The sequence below is a fragment of the Streptomyces sp. NPDC000075 genome (assembly GCF_040301925.1).
Taxonomy (GTDB): domain Bacteria; phylum Actinomycetota; class Actinomycetes; order Streptomycetales; family Streptomycetaceae; genus Streptomyces; species Streptomyces polychromogenes.
Window position 1 is genome coordinate 25,192 of sequence record NZ_JBEPFL010000024.1, and the last position, 16,848, is coordinate 42,039.

14 protein-coding genes are annotated in these 16,848 nt (G+C 71.3%); 1 reads left to right on the forward strand and 13 read right to left on the reverse strand.

Going from position 1 to position 16,848, the window contains the following annotated elements:
* The 4 genes from ABT403_RS25355 to ABT403_RS25370 form a co-directional block, all read right to left on the reverse strand.
* Positions 1–1,593 carry a Na+/H+ antiporter gene (locus ABT403_RS25355; protein ID WP_344154030.1) on the reverse strand — a complete coding sequence of 531 codons (1,593 nt, stop codon included), beginning with the start codon at positions 1,591–1,593 and terminating at the stop codon, positions 1–3.
* 90 nt (positions 1,594–1,683) lie between these two features.
* Positions 1,684–2,625: an RluA family pseudouridine synthase gene (locus ABT403_RS25360; protein WP_007263598.1), complete on the reverse strand. Its 942-nt coding sequence runs from the start codon at positions 2,623–2,625 to the stop codon at positions 1,684–1,686.
* Between the two features lie 53 nt (positions 2,626–2,678).
* Positions 2,679–3,245, reverse strand: coding sequence for a signal peptidase II (gene lspA / locus ABT403_RS25365; RefSeq protein WP_344154024.1), 567 nt, complete (start codon positions 3,243–3,245; stop codon positions 2,679–2,681).
* A gap of 65 nt (positions 3,246–3,310) precedes the next feature.
* Positions 3,311–4,237, reverse strand: a complete 927-nt coding sequence (locus tag ABT403_RS25370) for a TraR/DksA family transcriptional regulator (protein ID WP_344154021.1) — start codon at positions 4,235–4,237, stop codon at positions 3,311–3,313.
* 555 nt (positions 4,238–4,792) lie between these two features.
* Here ABT403_RS25370 and ileS point away from each other — a divergent pair.
* Complete coding sequence (ileS, locus tag ABT403_RS25375) at positions 4,793–7,945, forward strand: isoleucine--tRNA ligase (protein WP_344154018.1); 3,153 nt, start codon at positions 4,793–4,795, stop codon at positions 7,943–7,945.
* Positions 7,946–8,102: 157 nt separating this feature from the next.
* Here ileS and ABT403_RS25380 read toward each other — a convergent pair whose 3' ends face one another.
* From ABT403_RS25380 to ftsW, 9 genes are all read right to left on the reverse strand, one after another.
* Positions 8,103–9,329, reverse strand: a complete 1,227-nt coding sequence (locus tag ABT403_RS25380; RefSeq protein ID WP_344154015.1) for a DivIVA domain-containing protein — start codon at positions 9,327–9,329, stop codon at positions 8,103–8,105.
* A gap of 82 nt (positions 9,330–9,411) precedes the next feature.
* On the reverse strand, positions 9,412–9,708 hold the full coding sequence (locus tag ABT403_RS25385; RefSeq protein ID WP_344154013.1) for a YggT family protein: 297 nt from the start codon (positions 9,706–9,708) through the stop codon (positions 9,412–9,414).
* A gap of 59 nt (positions 9,709–9,767) precedes the next feature.
* Positions 9,768–10,385 (reverse strand): cell division protein SepF, encoded by a 618-nt coding sequence (locus tag ABT403_RS25390; protein ID WP_045949551.1) that lies wholly within the window; start codon positions 10,383–10,385, stop codon positions 9,768–9,770.
* 149 nt (positions 10,386–10,534) lie between these two features.
* Positions 10,535–11,254, reverse strand: coding sequence for a YggS family pyridoxal phosphate-dependent enzyme (locus ABT403_RS25395; RefSeq protein ID WP_344154008.1), 720 nt, complete (start codon positions 11,252–11,254; stop codon positions 10,535–10,537).
* A 3-nt stretch (positions 11,255–11,257) separates the two neighbouring features.
* The gene (gene pgeF, locus ABT403_RS25400) at positions 11,258–11,989 is read right to left on the reverse strand and encodes a peptidoglycan editing factor PgeF (RefSeq protein WP_344154005.1); all 732 of its coding nucleotides are present in this window, start codon (positions 11,987–11,989) and stop codon (positions 11,258–11,260) included.
* Entirely contained in the window at positions 11,986–13,188 is a 1,203-nt protein-coding gene (ftsZ, locus tag ABT403_RS25405; protein WP_045949549.1) for a cell division protein FtsZ, read from the reverse strand. Before ftsZ ends, pgeF begins: the two co-directional genes overlap by 4 nt.
* Positions 13,189–13,469: 281 nt before the next feature.
* Positions 13,470–14,309 carry a cell division protein FtsQ/DivIB gene (locus tag ABT403_RS25410; RefSeq protein ID WP_344153995.1) on the reverse strand — a complete coding sequence of 280 codons (840 nt, stop codon included), beginning with the start codon at positions 14,307–14,309 and terminating at the stop codon, positions 13,470–13,472.
* 23 nt (positions 14,310–14,332) lie between these two features.
* Positions 14,333–15,424, reverse strand: a complete 1,092-nt coding sequence (gene murG, locus ABT403_RS25415) for an undecaprenyldiphospho-muramoylpentapeptide beta-N-acetylglucosaminyltransferase (protein WP_344153992.1) — start codon at positions 15,422–15,424, stop codon at positions 14,333–14,335.
* 6 nt (positions 15,425–15,430) lie between these two features.
* Complete coding sequence (gene ftsW, locus ABT403_RS25420; protein WP_344153989.1) at positions 15,431–16,792, reverse strand: putative lipid II flippase FtsW; 1,362 nt, start codon at positions 16,790–16,792, stop codon at positions 15,431–15,433.
* Positions 16,793–16,848: the final 56 nt, after the last annotated feature.

Sequence of the window (16,848 nt, forward strand, 5' to 3'; positions counted from 1 at the left end):
CTACGCACTGCGCAGGCTGCGGACGTCCAGGTGGCGCAGGACCCGGTCGACGATCTCCGGGTCGGCGCCCGGCTCGCTGCGGGCCGACAGCACCTCGTGGCGGGCGGCGGACATCATCTCGCGCTGGATCCGCTGGACCTGGCGGATCCGCTCGACCCGCTTCGCGTACGCCTCCCGCCGCTCCTCGTCGACCAGGTCCGGGCTGATCCTCGCCCCCACGTCGTAGGCGCGCCGGTACAGGACCTCGACCAGGTCCTCCGGGAGGTCCTCGACCTCCTCGATCTCCCTGAGCCGCCGCTTCGCCGCCTTCGCCGCGCGCAGCGCGAGCGCCCGCTCGGTGTCCCGTTCGGCGTCCGTGTCGGCCTCCACCCCCAGCCGCCGCACCAGCCAGGGCAGGGTCAGCCCCTGGAACACCAGGGTCGCCATGATCACGGCGAAGGCGATGAAGACGATCTCGTCCCGGTCCGGGAAGGGCGCCCCGGCGTCCGTCCGCAGCGGGACGGCCAGGGCCAGGGCCACGGAGGCCACCCCGCGCATCCCCGCCCACCACATGACCACGCTCTCCCGCCAGCTCAGCGGGATCTCCTCGTCGTAGTCGCGCCGGCCGTGCAGCCTCTTCGCCAGCCAGCCCGCCGGCAGCAGCCACGCCAGCCGTACGGCGACCACCACCGCGACCACGGCCGCCGCCCAGCCGGCCATCTCCCACTCGCGGCCCTTCGCGACGCCGAAGACGTTGTGCAGCTCCAGCCCGATCAGCCCGAAGGCCACGCCGGTGACGAGGACGTCGATGACCTCCCAGAAGGTGTGCCCGGCCAGCCGGCCCAGCACGTCGTCGGCGTCGGTGGCGTACTCGGCGAGGAACAGGGCGGTGGTCAGCACGGCCAGCACCCCCGAACCCCGCAGCTCCTCGGCGACCACGTACGAGACGAACGGCACCAGCACCGTCAGCCCGATCTGGAGGGTGGCGTCACCGAGCCGGCCCATCAGCCGGTTCGTGGCCCAGCCGAGCGCGAGCCCGACGGCCACCGCCACGACGGCGGACAGCACGAACTCCCCGAGCGCGCCGGGCCAGGAGAAGCTGCCGCTCACCGCGGCGCCGATGGCCACGTGGTACAGGACGATGGCGGTGACGTCGTTGAAGAGCCCCTCGCCCTCCAGGATCGACACCATGCGGCGCGGCAGCCCGAGCGACCCGGCCACGGCGGTGGCCGCGACGGGGTCGGGCGGGGCGACGAGCGCGCCGAGCGCGACGGCCGCCGCCAGGGGCAGCCCGGGGACGACGGCGTTCGCGACGGCCGCGACGGCGGCGGTGGTCACGAAGACCAGCGCCACGGCCAGCAGCAGGATCGGCCGGACGTTGGCCGCGAACTGCCGCCAGGAGGTGCGCTGCGCCGAGGCGTACAGCAGGGGCGGCAGCAGCAGCGGAAGGATGTACTCGGGCGGGATGTCCACGTTGGGCACGGCCGGCACCAGTGCCAGCGCGACCCCGCCGAGGGTCATCAGCACGGGCGCGGGCAGCCCCAGCCGGTCCCCGAGGGGAACGGTGACGACGGCCCCGAGCAGCAGCACGAAGAGCAGAGCGAGCTGATCCACCCGTCCACCCTGCCGTAAACAGCCTCGCCGGCGTTTGAGGCGCGGGGGTCCGGGGGCGGAGCCCCCGGGAAGCGCACCCCGCCGGGACCGCTACTGGCTTTCGGCGCGGATGACGTCGAGGGCGTGCTGGAGGTCGGCGGGGTAGCCGCTCTCGAACTCCACCCACTGCCCGTCGGCCGGGTGCTCGAACCCGAGCCGCACGGCGTGCAGCCACTGCCGCGTGAGCCCCAGCCGCTTGGCGACCGTCGGGTCCGCCCCGTACGTCAGGTCGCCCACGCAGGGGTGCCGGTGCGCCGACATGTGCACGCGGATCTGGTGCGTACGCCCCGTCTCCAGCTTGATGTCCAGCAGCGAAGCCGCCCGGAACGCCTCGATGAGGTCGTAGTGCGTGACCGACGCCTTGCCGTCCTGGGTCACCGCCCACTTGTAGTCCGCGCTGGGGTGCCGCCCGATCGGCGCGTCGATGGTGCCGCTCATCGGGTCCGGGTGCCCCTGCACCAGCGCGTGGTAGCGCTTGTCCACGACCCGCTCGCGGAACTGGTTCTTCAGCGAGGTGTACGCCCGCTCCGACTTGGCCACGGCCATCAGGCCCGAGGTGCCGACGTCGAGGCGGTGCACGATGCCCTGCCGCTCGGACGCGCCGGAGGTGGAGATCCGGTAGCCGGCCGCGGCGAGGCCGCCGATGACGGTGGTGCCGGTCCAGCCGGGGCTCGGGTGGGCGGCGACGCCGACCGGCTTCATGATGACCACGACGTCGTCGTCGTCGTGGATGATCTCCATGCCGGGCACCGGCTCGGCCACCAGCTCGACGGGCCGCGGCGGGGCCGGCATCTCGACCTCCAGCCAGGCGCCGCCGTGCACGCGCTCGGACTTGCCGACGACGCTGCCGTCGACCGAGACCTTCCCCTCCGCCGCCAGTTCGGCCGCCTTCGTCCGGGAAAAACCGAACATACGGGCGATGGCGGCGTCGACGCGCTCGCCTTCCAGGCCATCGGGAACGGGCAGGGTGCGGATCTCGGGAATCGTACTCACCCGTCGAGTATGCCGGACCCGGCGGAAGACCATTCCCGCGCGCGTCCCCGCGGTCAGTCCTTGTGGACGGTGCCGTCCGGGTCCAGGCCCTTGAAGGACAGCAGGACGATCAGGATCCCGCCGCACACGATCGCCGAGTCGGCGAGGTTGAAGACGGCGAAGTGGGCGGGCGCGATGAAGTCGACCACGGCCCCCCGGAACACGCCCGGCGAGCGGAAGATCCGGTCGGTCAGGTTGCCCAGCGCGCCGCCCAGCAGCAGGCCCAGGGCGATCGCCCACGGCAGGCTGTACAGCTTGCGGGCCAGCCGGACGATCACCACGATCACGGTCGCCGCGATCACCGTGAAGATGATCGTGAAGGCCTCACCGAAGCCGAAGGCCGCGCCGGGGTTGCGGATCGCGTCGAACTTCAGCAGGTCGCCGACGAGCTCGATCGGCGGCTGGTGCTCCAGCCGGGCCACGACCAGCATCTTGCTGCCGAGGTCGAGCAGGTACGCCAGCACCGCCACCACGAGCAGCGCGGCGATCCGCCTGCGCCCCCGGGGCGCCGCGGGCTCCGACTGCGGCTCGGCGTCGTCCCCGACCTCCGGCGTACCGATGATGCGCTCCGCCTCTGCCACGTGAGTCCCTCGAACTAGCCCGATCCCGACGGACACGAGAGTACGTCAGTGTGCGTACGTCCTGGCTAGTGCCTTCGTTCCTGCTTCTGCTTGCAGTCCACGCACAGCGTGGCGCGCGGGAAGGCCTGCATCCTGGCCTTCCCGATGGGCTTGCCGCAGTTCTCGCAGAGCCCGTAGGTGCCCGCCTCCAGCCGTTCCAGGGCCCGCTCGGTCTGCTCCAGCATGGAGGTGGCGTTCGCGGCGAGGGCCAGCTCGGACTCCCGGGTGATGTTCTTGGTGCCGGTGTCGGCCTGGTCGTCGCCCGCGCCGTCGCCGGAGTCCCGCATCAGGCCGGAGATGGCCATCTCGGAGGCCTCCAGCTCCACGCGCAGCCGCATCACCTCGGAGAGCAGCTCCGTACGGGCCTCCGCGACCTCCTCGGCGGTCCAGGGCTCCTCGCCGGGGCGTACGGCCAGCTCACCGGGGGCCGTGGCCGCGAGCCCGCCGGCGGTGTCGTCGGCCGTCTTGCGGGCCGCGCCCGCGGTCTTCTTGGCAACCACTTTCCGAGCTCCAGTCTTCCGCGCGGCCGGGGCCGCCCCCTCGCCCGCCACACCGGTGGCGGCCGTCTTCCCTGCCGGCGCCTTCGGGGCCGGAGCCTCGGCGGCCTTCCCGGCCACCGCCTTCCCTGCCGGTACCTTCTTCGCGACCGCCTTCTCGGCCACGGCCTTCTCCGCGACCGCCTTCTTGGCCGGGGCCCTCTTCGCGACCGCCTTCTTGGCCGGGGCCTTCTTCGCGACCGCCTTCTTGGCCGGGGCCTTCTTGGCGACCGCCTCTTTGGCGACCGCCTTCTCGGCCGCCGTCTTCTGGGCCACGGCCTTCTTCGCGGCCGCCTTCCCGGCCGGGGCCTTGCCGGCGGCCGCCGCCTTCCGGGCGGCAGTCTTTTCGGCGACGGCCTTCTCGGCCGGCGCCCCCTTTTCCGGCGCCGTCCCGGCCGCCGTCTTCTTCGCCACCATGGCCGCGGCCCCTTTTCACCGGATGTGGCCTTTTTAGCCAAATCGTGCCGGAACGATAAATCGCCTCCGACCCCACGGCAACGGGGCACGCGTCCATCAAGGTCAACCTGCATCCGTTGTGCCCAGCGGAAGCCCCCGTAAATCCGCCCCACCCGCCCCGGCCGCTCCCCGGACGGCCCATCGGACCGTCCGGGTCACCCCGGCCCCTCCCCCGGGCCGACGCGCCCCGCCGTAAACCGGTCTGCCGAGCCGCGCCCCGGCCCGTACACTGGGCGCAGCGAAAGGCATGGATGGGGACGAGTAGCGTCGGACGCAGCCAGGAGCGACCCGGGGACGGTGAGAGCCCGGGGGCGAGCGCGATGTGAAGGATCACCCCGGAGCCGCCGGAAGAAAGCCCGCACGGGATCCCGTCGGGCCGGTAGAACCGGCTTCGCACCCCAATGAGGGGGCCGCCGGACCCGTCCGGAGGCCAAGGAGGGTGGTACCGCGGGAGCAGCAGACGCTCTCGTCCCTCCGGACGGAAGTGACACCCCGCCGGAGGAAGAGTTCAGCCTCATGACCACACCGCCGCAGTACCGCCCGGTACCCGCCCAGGTCGACCTGCCCGCCCTCGAACACGCCGTCCTCGACTTCTGGCGCGAGAGCAAGACCTTCGCCAAGACGCTGGAGCAGTCCGAGGGACGCCCGGAGTGGGTCTTCTACGAGGGCCCGCCCACCGCGAACGGCATGCCCGGCGCCCACCACATCGAGGCCCGCGTCTTCAAGGACGTCTTCCCCCGCTTCCGCACCATGCGCGGCTACCACGTGGCCCGCAAGGCCGGCTGGGACTGCCACGGCCTGCCGGTCGAGCTCGCCGTCGAGAAGGAGCTCGGCTTCAACGGCAAGCAGGACATCGAGGCGTACGGCATCGCCGAGTTCAACGCCAAGTGCCGCGAGTCCGTGACCCGCCACACCGACGCGTTCACCGAGCTCACGACCCGGATGGGCTACTGGGTCGACCTGGACGACGCGTACCGGACCATGGACCCCGAGTACGTGGAATCCGTGTGGTGGTCGCTGAAGGAGATCTTCAACAAGGGCCTGCTGGTCCAGGACCACCGCGTCGCCCCCTGGTGCCCCCGCTGCGGCACCGGCCTCTCGGACCACGAGCTGGCGCAGGGCTACGAGACGGTCGTCGACCCCTCCGTGTACGTCCGCTTCCCGCTGACCTCCGGCCCGCTCGCGGGCGAGGCGGCGCTGGTCGTGTGGACGACGACCCCCTGGACCCTGGTCTCCAACACCGCCGTGGCCGCGCACCCCGAGGTCACGTACGTGGTCGCCACCAACGGCGAGGAGAAGCTGGTCGTCGCCGAGCCGCTGCTGGAGAAGGCGCTCGGCGAGGGCTGGGAGGCCACCGGCCAGAGCTTCACCGGCAAGGAGATGGAGCGCTGGACCTACGAGCGCCCGTTCTCCCTCGTCGAGTTCCCCGAGCCCGAGGCCGCGCACTACGTGGTCAACGCCGAGTACGTCACCACCGAGGACGGCACCGGTCTGGTCCACCAGGCCCCGGCCTTCGGCGCCGACGACCTCGCGGTCTGCCGCTCGTACGGCATGCCCGTCGTGAACCCGGTCCGCGCCGACGGCACCTTCGAGGAGGAGGTCCCGCTGGTCGGCGGCGTCTTCTTCAAGAAGGCCGACGAGAAGCTGACCGCCGACCTCGACGCGCGCGGCCTGCTCTTCAAGCACATCGCCTACGAGCACAGCTACCCGCACTGCTGGCGCTGCCACACGGCCCTGCTCTACTACGCGCAGCCGTCGTGGTACATCCGCACCACCGCCGTCAAGGACGCGATGCTGCGGGAGAACGAGAAGACCAACTGGTTCCCCGAGTCGGTCAAGCAGGGCCGCTTCGGCGACTGGCTGAACAACAACATCGACTGGGCGCTCTCCCGCAACCGGTACTGGGGCACCCCGCTGCCGATCTGGCGCTGCGAGGAGAACCACCTCACCTGCGTCGGCTCCCGCGCCGAGCTGAGCGAGCTGTCCGGGCGGGACCACTCCGCCCTGGACCCGCACCGCCCGTACATCGACGACGTGACCTTCACGTGCACGGCCGAGGGCTGCTCCCTCGAAGCCGTCCGCGTCCCGGAGGTCATCGACGCCTGGTACGACTCGGGCTCGATGCCGTTCGCGCAGTGGGGCTACCCGTACAAGAACAAGGAGATCTTCGAGAAGCGCTACCCGGCGCAGTTCATCTCGGAGGCGATCGACCAGACCCGCGGGTGGTTCTACACCCTCATGGCGGTCGGCACCCTGGTCTTCGACAAGTCCTCGTACGAGAACGTGGTCTGCCTGGGCCACATCCTCGCCGAGGACGGCCGCAAGATGTCCAAGCACCTGGGCAACATCCTCCAGCCGATCCCGCTCATGGACCAGCACGGCGCGGACGCGGTCCGCTGGTTCATGGCGGCCGGCGGCTCCCCGTGGGCGGCGCGGCGCGTGGGCCACGGCACCATCCAGGAGGTCGTCCGCAAGACGCTCCTCACCTACTGGAACACGGTCGCCTTCCAGGCCCTGTACGCCCGGACGTCCGAGTGGGCCCCCTCGGCGGCCGACCCGGCGCCGGCGGACCGCACGGTACTGGACAAGTGGCTGCTGTCCGAGCTGAACACCCTCGTCTCCGACGTCACCGAGGCGATGGAGGCGTACGACACCCAGCGTGCCGGCAAGCTGCTGTCCGCGTTCGTGGACGACCTGTCCAACTGGTACGTGCGCCGCTCGCGCCGCCGGTTCTGGCAGGGCGACAAGGCCGCGCTGCGGACGCTGCACGAGGTCGTCGAGACGGTCACCCGGCTCATGGCCCCGCTGACCCCCTTCATCACGGAGCGGGTCTGGCAGGACATGGTCGTCCCGGTCACGCCGGGGGCGCCGGAGTCGGTGCACCTGTCGACGTGGCCGACGGCGGACGCCTCGCTGATCGACCCGGCCCTCTCGCAGCAGATGCTGCTGGTCCGCCGTCTGGTGGAGCTGGGCCGGGCGACGCGCGCCGAGTCCGGCGTCAAGACCCGCCAGCCGCTGTCGCGTGCGCTGGTCGGCGCGGTCGGCTTCGACGCGCTGTCGCCGGAGCTCCAGGCGCAGATCACGGAGGAGCTGAACGTCTCCTCCCTGGCCTCCCTCTCCGAGGTGGGCGGCTCGCTGGTGGACACGACGGCGAAGGCGAACTTCCGGGCGCTGGGCAAGCGGTTCGGCAAGGGCGTCCAGGACGTGGCGAAGGCCGTGGCCGCGGCCGACGCCGCCGCCCTGTCCCTCTCGCTGCGCTCCGGCTCGGCGGTCGTGACGGTGAACGGTGAGGAGGTCACCCTCACGCCGGAGGAGGTCATCATCACCGAGACCCCGCGCGAGGGCTGGTCGGTGGCCTCGGACTCCGGCGCGACCGTCGCGCTGGACCTGGAGATCACCCCGGAGCTGCGGCTGGCGGGTCTCGCCCGTGACGCGATCCGGCTGATCCAGGAGGCCCGGAAGAACTCCGGCCTCGACGTGGCGGACCGGATCGCCCTGCGGTGGTCTTCGGCGTCGCCGGAGGTCGTGACGGCCCTGACGGACCACGCGGCCCTGATCGCGGACGAGGTCCTCGCGACGGACTTCGCCTCCGGCGAGGCCGACGGCTCGTACGGCGACCCCTTCGAGGACGAGTCCCTCGCCCTGACGTTCCGCCTCCGCAAGGCGTAACCCCCACGAAGCGGCGCCCTCCCCGTGCGGGGGGGCGCCGCTTTCGTGTTCTCTCCCGCGCACGTGGCGCTCCGCGCCCGCGCAGCGGAAAACGGGCCGGGCCCGGGTCCCCCTCAGGGGAACCGGGCCCGGCCCGTAGAGACTGCCGACGGCTACGTCAGTTGTCGTCCTCGTCGATCAGGAAGCCCCGCATGGGCGACGGCGCCTGCTGCATCGGCTGCGGAGCGACCGGCCGCACCGGAGCCATCGGCTGCGTCATGGCCGGGGCCATCTGCTGCTGGCCACCGTAGGACGGCGCACCGCTCATCGGGGAGGGGCCGCCCATCGGCGACGGTCCGCCCATCGGGGACGGTCCGCCCATGCCCATCGCACCGGCCGGAGCCATCGACGGGGACGGCGACGGCGGCAGGGCCGGACCGGCCGGCGTGCGCGGCGGGGCCAGGGAGTCGTCGGCCTGGGTCTCCAGCTGGCGCAGCTGCGACTCCAGGTAGGACTTCAGACGCGTACGGTACTCGCGCTCGAAGCCCCGCAGGTCCTCGACCTTGCGCTCCAGCGTGGCGCGGGCGGACTCCAGGGAGCCCATCGCGACGCGGTGCTTCTCCTGCGCGTCCCGCTCCAGCGCGTCGGCCTTGGCACGGGCGTCCCGCTCCAGGCCCTCGGCGCGCGAACGGGCCTCGCCGACGATCTTGTTGGCCTCGGAGCGGGCCTCCGCGATCGCCTGGTCGGCGGTCTGCTGCGCGAGCGACAGGACGCGGGCGGCGCTGTCGCCACCGGGGCCCTGCTGCGGGAGCTGCGGCTGCTGCATGGGCTGCATCTGCTGGCCCATCGGCTGCATCTGCTGCCCCATGGGCTGCATCTGCTGGCCCATGGGCTGGCCGAGCTGGTTCTGGCCGCCCATCGACTGCTGCTGCATCTGCTGCGGCATGGGCTGCTGGCCCATCTGCTGCTGCTGCTGCTGCGGGGCCATCGGGTGCTGGCCGCCCATGGACTGCTGCTGCATGGGGCCGCCCATCGGGCCCGGACCCTGCGGACCGTGTCCACCGGGGCCCGGGGGCAGCTGGGGCTGGCCGCCCGGCAGCTGCGGCGGACCCATCTGCGGCTGCTGCGGCTGCGGCGGGCCGGATATGGCCGCCGGCACGGGGGCGCCCGGGCCTCGCTGGTCCTGGGGCTCCGGCTTGCGCATGTTGGCCTGCTGCTGGCTCTGCGCGGCGGCGCGCGTGGCGGCGGCCAGCTTGGCGCGCAGGTCCTCGTTCTCGCGCAGTAGACGCGTCAGCTCGGCTTCGACCTCGTCGAGGAAGGCATCGACCTCGTCCTCGTCATAGCCTTCACGCAGGCGGACGGTCGTGAACTGCTTGTTCCGCACGTCCTCGGGAGTCAGCGGCATGTCTTCTTCACCTCTACGTAGTCGTCGGCAGTCGGCAGGACCGTATCGGGACTGTCCCCGCAGGCGCGGGGGAGCTCATCGTTCACACGCTGCTCGCAGCGGCTCTTACGAAGCTGATGAGGATGTAAACGATGATCATCAGAACGAAGAAGGACAGGTCGAGTGCCACGCCCCCGAGACGCAACGGCGGGATGAACCGCCGAAGAAGCTTGAGCGGTGGATCGGTAAGAGTGTAGGTGGCCTCCAGAACGACCACCATCGCCTTGCCGGGTGCCCATGAACGCGCGAACTGGAACACGTAGTCCATGACCAGCCGGAAGATCAGCACGATGAGGAAGCACGACAGCGCGAAGTAGACCACGTCTAGTGCGATGCCCATCCGAGCTTCCCTCTCCCCGTTTCCCGCTCTGTTCCCGGTCCCGTATCTGACGGATCGGTCTAGCTTTGGTTGAAGAACCCGCCCTCCGCGATGCGGGCCTTGTCCTCCGCCGTGACATCGACGTTAGCAGGCGACAGCAGGAACACCTTCTGTGTCACGCGTTCAATACTGCCGTGCAGACCGAAGACGAGGCCGGCCGCGAAGTCGACCAGACGCTTCGCGTCGGTGTCGTCCATCTCCGTGAGATTCATGATCACCGGAGTGCCCTCACGGAAGTGTTCCCCGATGGTACGGGCCTCGTTGTAGGTCCGGGGGTGCAGCGTCGTGATGCGGTACGGCTCCCGCTCGGAGACGACCTTGGGCATGATCACGGGGGCGTTCTTCTCCAGGTTGGTGCGGTCAGGTGTGATAGATGCCACGGGGGCAATTCGCGCAGGACGTCCGTTTTCTGACGGAATTGGGAGGGGTTCGCGCGGAGCCGGCGGCTGCACCGCTCGTACCGGTTCGTCCGTTACGGGCGATTGGTGCACGGGCTGCTGCCGCCGCTCCCTCTCCCGGGGGCGCTCGGGCTCGGGCTCGGGCTCGAATTCGTCATCGGGGTCGTACCCCGGGTTGTCGTACCGGTCGTCCTCCACGAGGCCGAGGTAGACCGCCATCTTGCGCATCGCGCCGGCCATTCTCCGAGTCCTCCGCTCTGTGGTGGATCGCCCTGTCGCAGGTGTCGCTGTGTCACCAAAGTCACCAACTGCCCGCGATCCACGTGGTCTGTCCGCTCATCTGCGGAAATGACCATATTTTCTGCTGTGGTCCGACTTTCTTCGCGACGTTACCCGAGCCGGGGTCTCGCGCCGAGTACCGCAGTGCCGACGCGTACATGTGTCGCACCGGCCAGGACGGCCTGTTCCAGGTCGGCGCTCATCCCCGCCGACACCATCGTGGCAGCCGGATGGTCCGCGCGCAGGCCGGATGACAATTCCATCATCCGCTCGAAGGCCGCCTGTTCGCGCCCCGCGTAAGGCCCGGCGAGCGGGGCGACGGTCATGAGACCGTCGATCCGCAGTCCCGGCGCGCCGGCGACGAGGTCCGCCAACTCGGCCAGCTGCTCGGGCGCGGCACCACCCCGGGCCCCGCGCTCGCCCGACTCGGCGTCGAGGGCGATCTGCACGAGGCAGCCGATCTCCCGGCCGTGGGCCACCGCCGCCGCCGAGAGCGCCGTGACGAGCTTCGGCCGGTCGATCGACTGCACCACCTGCGCGTATCCGGCCACCGAACGGACCTTGTTCGTCTGCAACTGGCCCACGAAGTGCCAGTTCAGCGACAGGTCCGCGCAGGCGGCCGCCTTCGGGGCGGCGTCCTGGTCGCGGTTTTCCGCAACATGACGGACCCCCAGGTCCGCCAGGAGGCGTACGTCGGTCGCCGGGTACGTCTTGGTGACCACGATCAGGGTCACCTCGTCCCGCTTCCGGCCCGCCGCCGCGCAGGCGGACGCGATCCGCTCCTCCACCCGCGCGAGGTTCTGCGCGAGCTCGGACTTACGATCCGTCATCAGTCAGTCCAACCAGACATATCCGGCAAGCCGCCCGGTCACCCGGTCGCGGCGGTACGAGAAGTGGTCCCGCGACTCCAGTGTGCAGACCGGGGAGCGGTGGCCTTGCGGCACCCCCGCCTCCGCGAGCTGGGCGTGCACCCCGGCGACCACGTCGACGGCCGGCGTCCCCCAGCTGGTCTCGGCCCACGCGGCCGGCACCACCCCTGCGACCGCCTCCCGCATCTCGGCCGGCACCTCGTAGCAGTGCCCGCAGACGGCGGGTCCGGTACGGGCGACGATGCGCGCGGGGTCGGCGCCGAGGGCGACCATCGCCTCGACGGCGGCGGGCACCACCCCGGCGACCAGCCCGGGCCGCCCGGCGTGGGCGGCCCCGGCCACCCCGGCGACGGGGTCGGCCAGCAGGACGGGGGTGCAGTCGGCGGTGAGCACGGCGAGGGCGAGCCCCCGACGGGCGGTCACCACCGCGTCCACCGAGGGGATGTCGGCGGCGGAGCCCCAGGGCCCGTCGACCACGGCCACGTCCCGCCCGTGCACCTGGTTCATCCAGACCACGAGGTCCGGGTCGATGCCCAGTTCCTTCGCGGCCGCCGCCCGGTTCGCGCGAACGGCGGCCGGGTCGTCGCCGACCGCGCCGCCGAGATTGAGCTCCTCGTACGGAACGGCGCTCACCCCGCCCCACCGGTCGGTGAAGGCGAAGTGGGCGCCGCTCTCGTGATGCTGCTCCAGCGTCACTTCAAGAAGTCCGGAACGTCCAGCTCTTCGGCCGGGCTGTCCTGGTAGGGCCGGGCCGTCGGGACCTGCGGCGGGGCCGGCGCGGCCTCGACCGGGAGCTCGACCGGGGCCGGGGGCTCCTCGCGCGGGGTCACGGTGCCGAGTCCGCCGAAGGCCGGGCGGACCGGCTCGGGCGCGCGGACCGGCGCGGGGGCCGGCTCCTCGCGCTTGGTGGACGCGGCGCCGATGACGTTGTCCCGGCGGGCCGGGGGCTGGCCGCCGTCGAAGCCGGCCGCGATGACCGTGACGCGGACCTCGTCGCCGAGGGCGTCGTCGATGACGGCGCCGAAGATGATGTTCGCCTCGGGGTGCGCGGCCTCGCTCACCAGCTGCGCGGCCTCGTTGATCTCGAAGAGACCGAGGTCCGAGCCGCCGGAGATGGAGAGCAGCACGCCGCGGGCGCCGTCGATGGACGCCTCCAGCAGCGGCGAGGAGATCGCCATCTCGGCCGCGGCCACCGCGCGGTCGTCGCCGCGGGCGGAGCCGATGCCCATCAGGGCCGAGCCCGCCTCGGACATCACGGACTTGACGTCGGCGAAGTCGAGGTTGATCAGACCCGGGGTGGTGATGAGGTCGGTGATGCCCTGGACGCCGCTCAGCAGGACCTGGTCGGCCGACTTGAAGGCGTCGAGGACCGAGACCTGGCGGTCCGAGATGGACAGCAGGCGGTCGTTGGGGATGACGATGAGGGTGTCGACCTCTTCGCGGAGCTCGGCGATGCCGTCCTCCGCCTGGTTCGCGCGGCGCCGGCCCTCGAAGGTGAACGGGCGGGTGACCACACCGATCGTCAGGGCGCCGAGCGAGCGCGCGATGTTGGCGACGACGGGCGCGCCGCCCGTGCCGGTGCCGCCGCCCTCGCCGGCGGTGACGAAGACCATGTCGGCCCCCTTGAGGACCTCCTCGATCTCCTCGCGGTGGTCCTCTGCCGCCTTGCGGCCGACGGCCGGGTTGGCTCCGGCGCCGAGGCCCCGGGTGAGTTCACGGCCGACGTCGAGCTTGACGTCGGCGTCGCTCATCAACAGCGCCTGGGCGTCGGTGTTGATGGCGATGAACTCGACGCCCTTGAGACCGACCTCGATCATTCGGTTGATGGCATTGACACCACCGCCGCCGACACCGATGACCTTGATGACTGCGAGGTAGTTCTGCGGTGCTGCCACGTCGAAGGCCTCTCGCCTCGAGTTACGTGTCGCCGCCTCGCGGGCCTGCGGTGCGACGACTGATGCCGAAATGTGGGACGGTCCGCTACGCGCCGACCCGAACCCTAACCCTGAAGTTTAGGGTTAGAGGTGTGTCTGTTCCTTGGACTCTTCCGAACAGGACACTAAGTCGACAAGTAGCGCGTGTTCAACGAACACGCCGAACCTCCCGTTTTTCTTTTCACCCTATGTGATCACCCGTATCGGTGGCCAACCAGGGTGCGTCGGGCCTCGACCCGACGTCAACTCCCGGACACCGCCGGGGCGGTGGGAACGCTCACGTCGAAGTGACCGGCCTTGGGCGCGGCTTTCAGCAGGGCGCTCAGCGCCCGGCCTTTGGCCTCACCCAGTTCGCCGCTCCCCCACACCACGGTGCGGCCCTTCGTCAGCTCCAGTACGACCGAGTCGAACGACCGCACCTTGACCTGCACCGTTTCCTTCGCGACTGCGTCGGGGAGGCTTCCCGCGATGCCCACGGCCTCCCTCAGCAGCCGCTCCTCGTCGAAGCGGCGCGCGCTCGGCGAGCGGTCCGCGGCCATTTCGAGGAGCGGAACGCCGACGGGTGCTTTCGCAACGGTGTCGAAGCGGACACCCCTCGCGTCCACTTCGATGAAGTCCGCGCCCTTTTTGATGAGCAGGACCGGTTTGCGTTCCGTCACTTTCAGCCCGATCCCGTGCGGCCAGGCCCGCACCACATCGACCGAATCGATGCGGGACAGCCGGGTGCGCACCCGGCTCGCGATCTCGTCGGTGTCGACGCTGACCAGGGGCGCGCCGACGGGCACGGCCGCGGCGGAGAGGACCTGCTCGGGGGTGAGCACCTCGGTGCCGGAGGCCGTGACCTTCTCCACGCGCAGCCAGGCGGAGCCGTAGAGCGCCCAGGTGCCGCCCCCGGCGAGGAGCGCCGCGGCGGCGAGGGTCACCAACAGGCGGACCCGGCGCGGTCTCCCGCCGCCGGACCCGCGCGGGCCGGTGCCCTTGGGCGACTTGGGCGGCCGGGGCGGTTTGGGCACGCCCGCGCCCTTGCCGCCCTTGCCCGCCCGGCCGGACGGTCCGCGTCGTGCCGTCGTCGCTCCGGCCACTCCTGCGCCTCCTGGGTCAGCGGTTACCCGCGTGCGGCCGCGATCGCCTCGTGGACGAGTCCGACGAGGAGCTCGTCGGCGTCCCGGCGGCCGAACTCGGCGGCGGCGCGGGACATCTCGTACAGGCGGTGCGGATCGGACAGCACCGGGAGGACCTGGCCGAGCACCCAGTCGGGCGTCAGTTCCGCGTCGTCGACGAGGAGGCCGCCGCCGGCCTTGACCACCGGCTGGGCGTTGAGCCGCTGTTCGCCGTTGCCGATGGGCAGCGGTACGTAGGCGGCCGGCAGTCCGACGGCGGAGAGTTCGGCGACGGTCATCGCGCCCGCGCGGCACAGCATCATGTCGGCGGCGGCGTACGCGAGGTCCATCCGGTCCACGTACGATACCGGGACATAGGGCGGCATCCCGGGCATGTTGTCGACACGCGGCAGTTCGTTCTTCGGGCCGACCGCGTGCAGGATCTGGATCCCGGAGCGCTGGAGGGTCGGCGCGGCCTGCTGGATGGTCTCGTTGAGCCGGCGCGCGCCCTGCGAGCCGCCGGAGACGAGCAGGGTCGGGAGGTTGGGGTCGAGGCCGAAGGCGGCCCGCGCCTCGGGGCGGACGGCGGCCCGGTCGAGGGTGGAGATGGCGCGGCGCAGCGGGATGCCCACGTAGCGGGCGCCGCGCAGCTTGCTGTCGGGGGTGGAGACGGCGACGGCGTGCGCGTAGCGGGAGCCGATCTTGTTGGCCAGTCCGGGCCGGGCGTTGGCCTCGTGGACGATGATCGGCACGCCGAGCCGCTTGGCGGCGAGGTAGCCGGGCAGGGCCACGTAGCCGCCGAAGCCGACGACCACGTCGGCCTTGGTGCGGACGAGGATCTCCTCGGCGGCCTTGATGGTCCCGCGCAGCCGGCCGGGGACGGTGATCAGTTCCGGGGTGGGCTTGCGGGGCAGCGGTACGGCCGGGATGAGGCCCAGCTCGTAGCCGCGTTCGGGCACCAGGCGCGTCTCCAGGCCGCGTTCCGTGCCCAGGGCGGTGATGCCCACGGTCGGGTCCTGCCTGCGCAGGGCGTCCGCGAGGGCGAGCGCCGGCTCGATGTGGCCGGCGGTCCCCCCACCGGCGAGTACGACATGCACCGAAATTCACCGCTCTCCGGACGGACGCCTCTTGACGCGCCGTCTCATCGACTTCCATATCGGCCCGCTCCGCTTCCAGCCGGCTCCCGGCTGTCGCAGCGCGAGCGCCGCACGCGCCGCCGGCTCCTCCCGCGCGAACGCGATGAGCAGTCCGACGGCGAACATGGTCGGCAGCAGGGCGGACCCCCCGTAGGAGAACAGCGGGAGGGGTACCCCTGCGATCGGCAGCAGACCGAGCACCGCACCGATGTTGATCACGGCCTGGGCCGTGATCCAGGTGGTCACGCCTCCCGCGGCATACCGTACGAAGGAGTCCTCCGTGCGTCCGGCCACGCGGATACCCGCATAGCCTAGAGCCGCGAACAGGGCGAGCACCGACAGCGTCCCCGCCAGGCCCAGTTCCTCACCGGTGATGGCAAAGATGAAGTCGGTGTGGGCTTCGGGCAGTTGCCCCCATTTTTCCACACTCGCACCCAGTCCGGAACCGAACCATCCGCCGGACGCGAGGGCGTAGATCCCGTGCACGCCCTGCCAGCAGAGGTCGTTCTTGCCCGGGTCCGTCGCCCCGAGGCAGGCGAGCCGGTCCATGCGGTGCGGGCTGGTCTTGATGAGCAGTGCGACGATCACACCCGCGAAGGCGAGCACCGCCACGAACATCCGCGTGGGCGCCCCCGCGAGCCACAACAGGCCGAACAGGACCGCTCCGAGGATCATCGCGGTGCCCATGTCCCCGCCGAGCATGATCAGCCCGAGCAGCAGGAAGGCGACCGGGACGAGCGGCACCAGCAGGTGCTTCCACTGGGTCAGCAGCCCCTTGTCGCCCTTGCGGGCCAGCAGGTCGGCGCCCCACAGGATCAGCGCCAGCTTTCCGAACTCGCTGGGCTGGAGCATGAACGGGCCGCCCAGGGAGATCCAGTTCTGGTTGCCGTTGATGGAGACCCCTATCCCGGGGACCTGGACCAGGACCATCAGGAAGAGGGTGCCGGCGAGCACCGGGTAGGACAGCGCGCGGTGCAGTTTGACCGGCATCCGGGAGGCGGCGAAGAGCAGGACGCCGCCGATCGCGGCGGCCAGGAACTGCTTCTTGAAGAAGTAGGCGTCTCCCAGGCCCAGCTGGAGGGCCTTGATCATGGACGCCGAGTAGACCATCACCAGGCCGAGCACGGTGATGAGCAGGGAACTGCCGAAAATCAGGTAATACGCGGTGAGCGGCCGGTCCCAGGCCTTCGTCACCTGCCCCCGCGTACGCCGCAGCCGCTCCAGCGGCCCGCGCCGGGCGGACCGCCCGGCACCGGGCGCGGGACGTTTGCGGCCCTGCGCCTTGACGGCGGAGGGCCGCCGTCCCGGCAGCATCTGTTTGGCCGGCATCTGTGATCTTCCCCTCCACTCGTACGAGGCGAGCAGCCGGCCGGAGGGAACCTGTC

Excerpts from the sequence above, each read along its gene's own strand:
- ABT403_RS25370 (WP_344154021.1), bottom strand. The coding sequence starts at position 4,237 with ATGGTGGCGAAGAAGACGGCGGCCGGGACGGCGCCGGAAAAGGGGGCG.
- ileS (WP_344154018.1), top strand. The coding sequence starts at position 4,793 with ATGACCACACCGCCGCAGTACCGCCCGGTACCCGCCCAGGTCGACCTG.
- ABT403_RS25380 (WP_344154015.1), bottom strand. The coding sequence starts at position 9,329 with ATGCCGCTGACTCCCGAGGACGTGCGGAACAAGCAGTTCACGACCGTC.
- ABT403_RS25385 (WP_344154013.1), bottom strand. The coding sequence starts at position 9,708 with ATGGGCATCGCACTAGACGTGGTCTACTTCGCGCTGTCGTGCTTCCTC.
- ABT403_RS25390 (WP_045949551.1), bottom strand. The coding sequence starts at position 10,385 with ATGGCCGGCGCGATGCGCAAGATGGCGGTCTACCTCGGCCTCGTGGAG.
- ABT403_RS25395 (WP_344154008.1), bottom strand. The coding sequence starts at position 11,254 with ATGACGGATCGTAAGTCCGAGCTCGCGCAGAACCTCGCGCGGGTGGAG.
- ftsW (WP_344153989.1), bottom strand. The coding sequence starts at position 16,792 with ATGCCGGCCAAACAGATGCTGCCGGGACGGCGGCCCTCCGCCGTCAAG.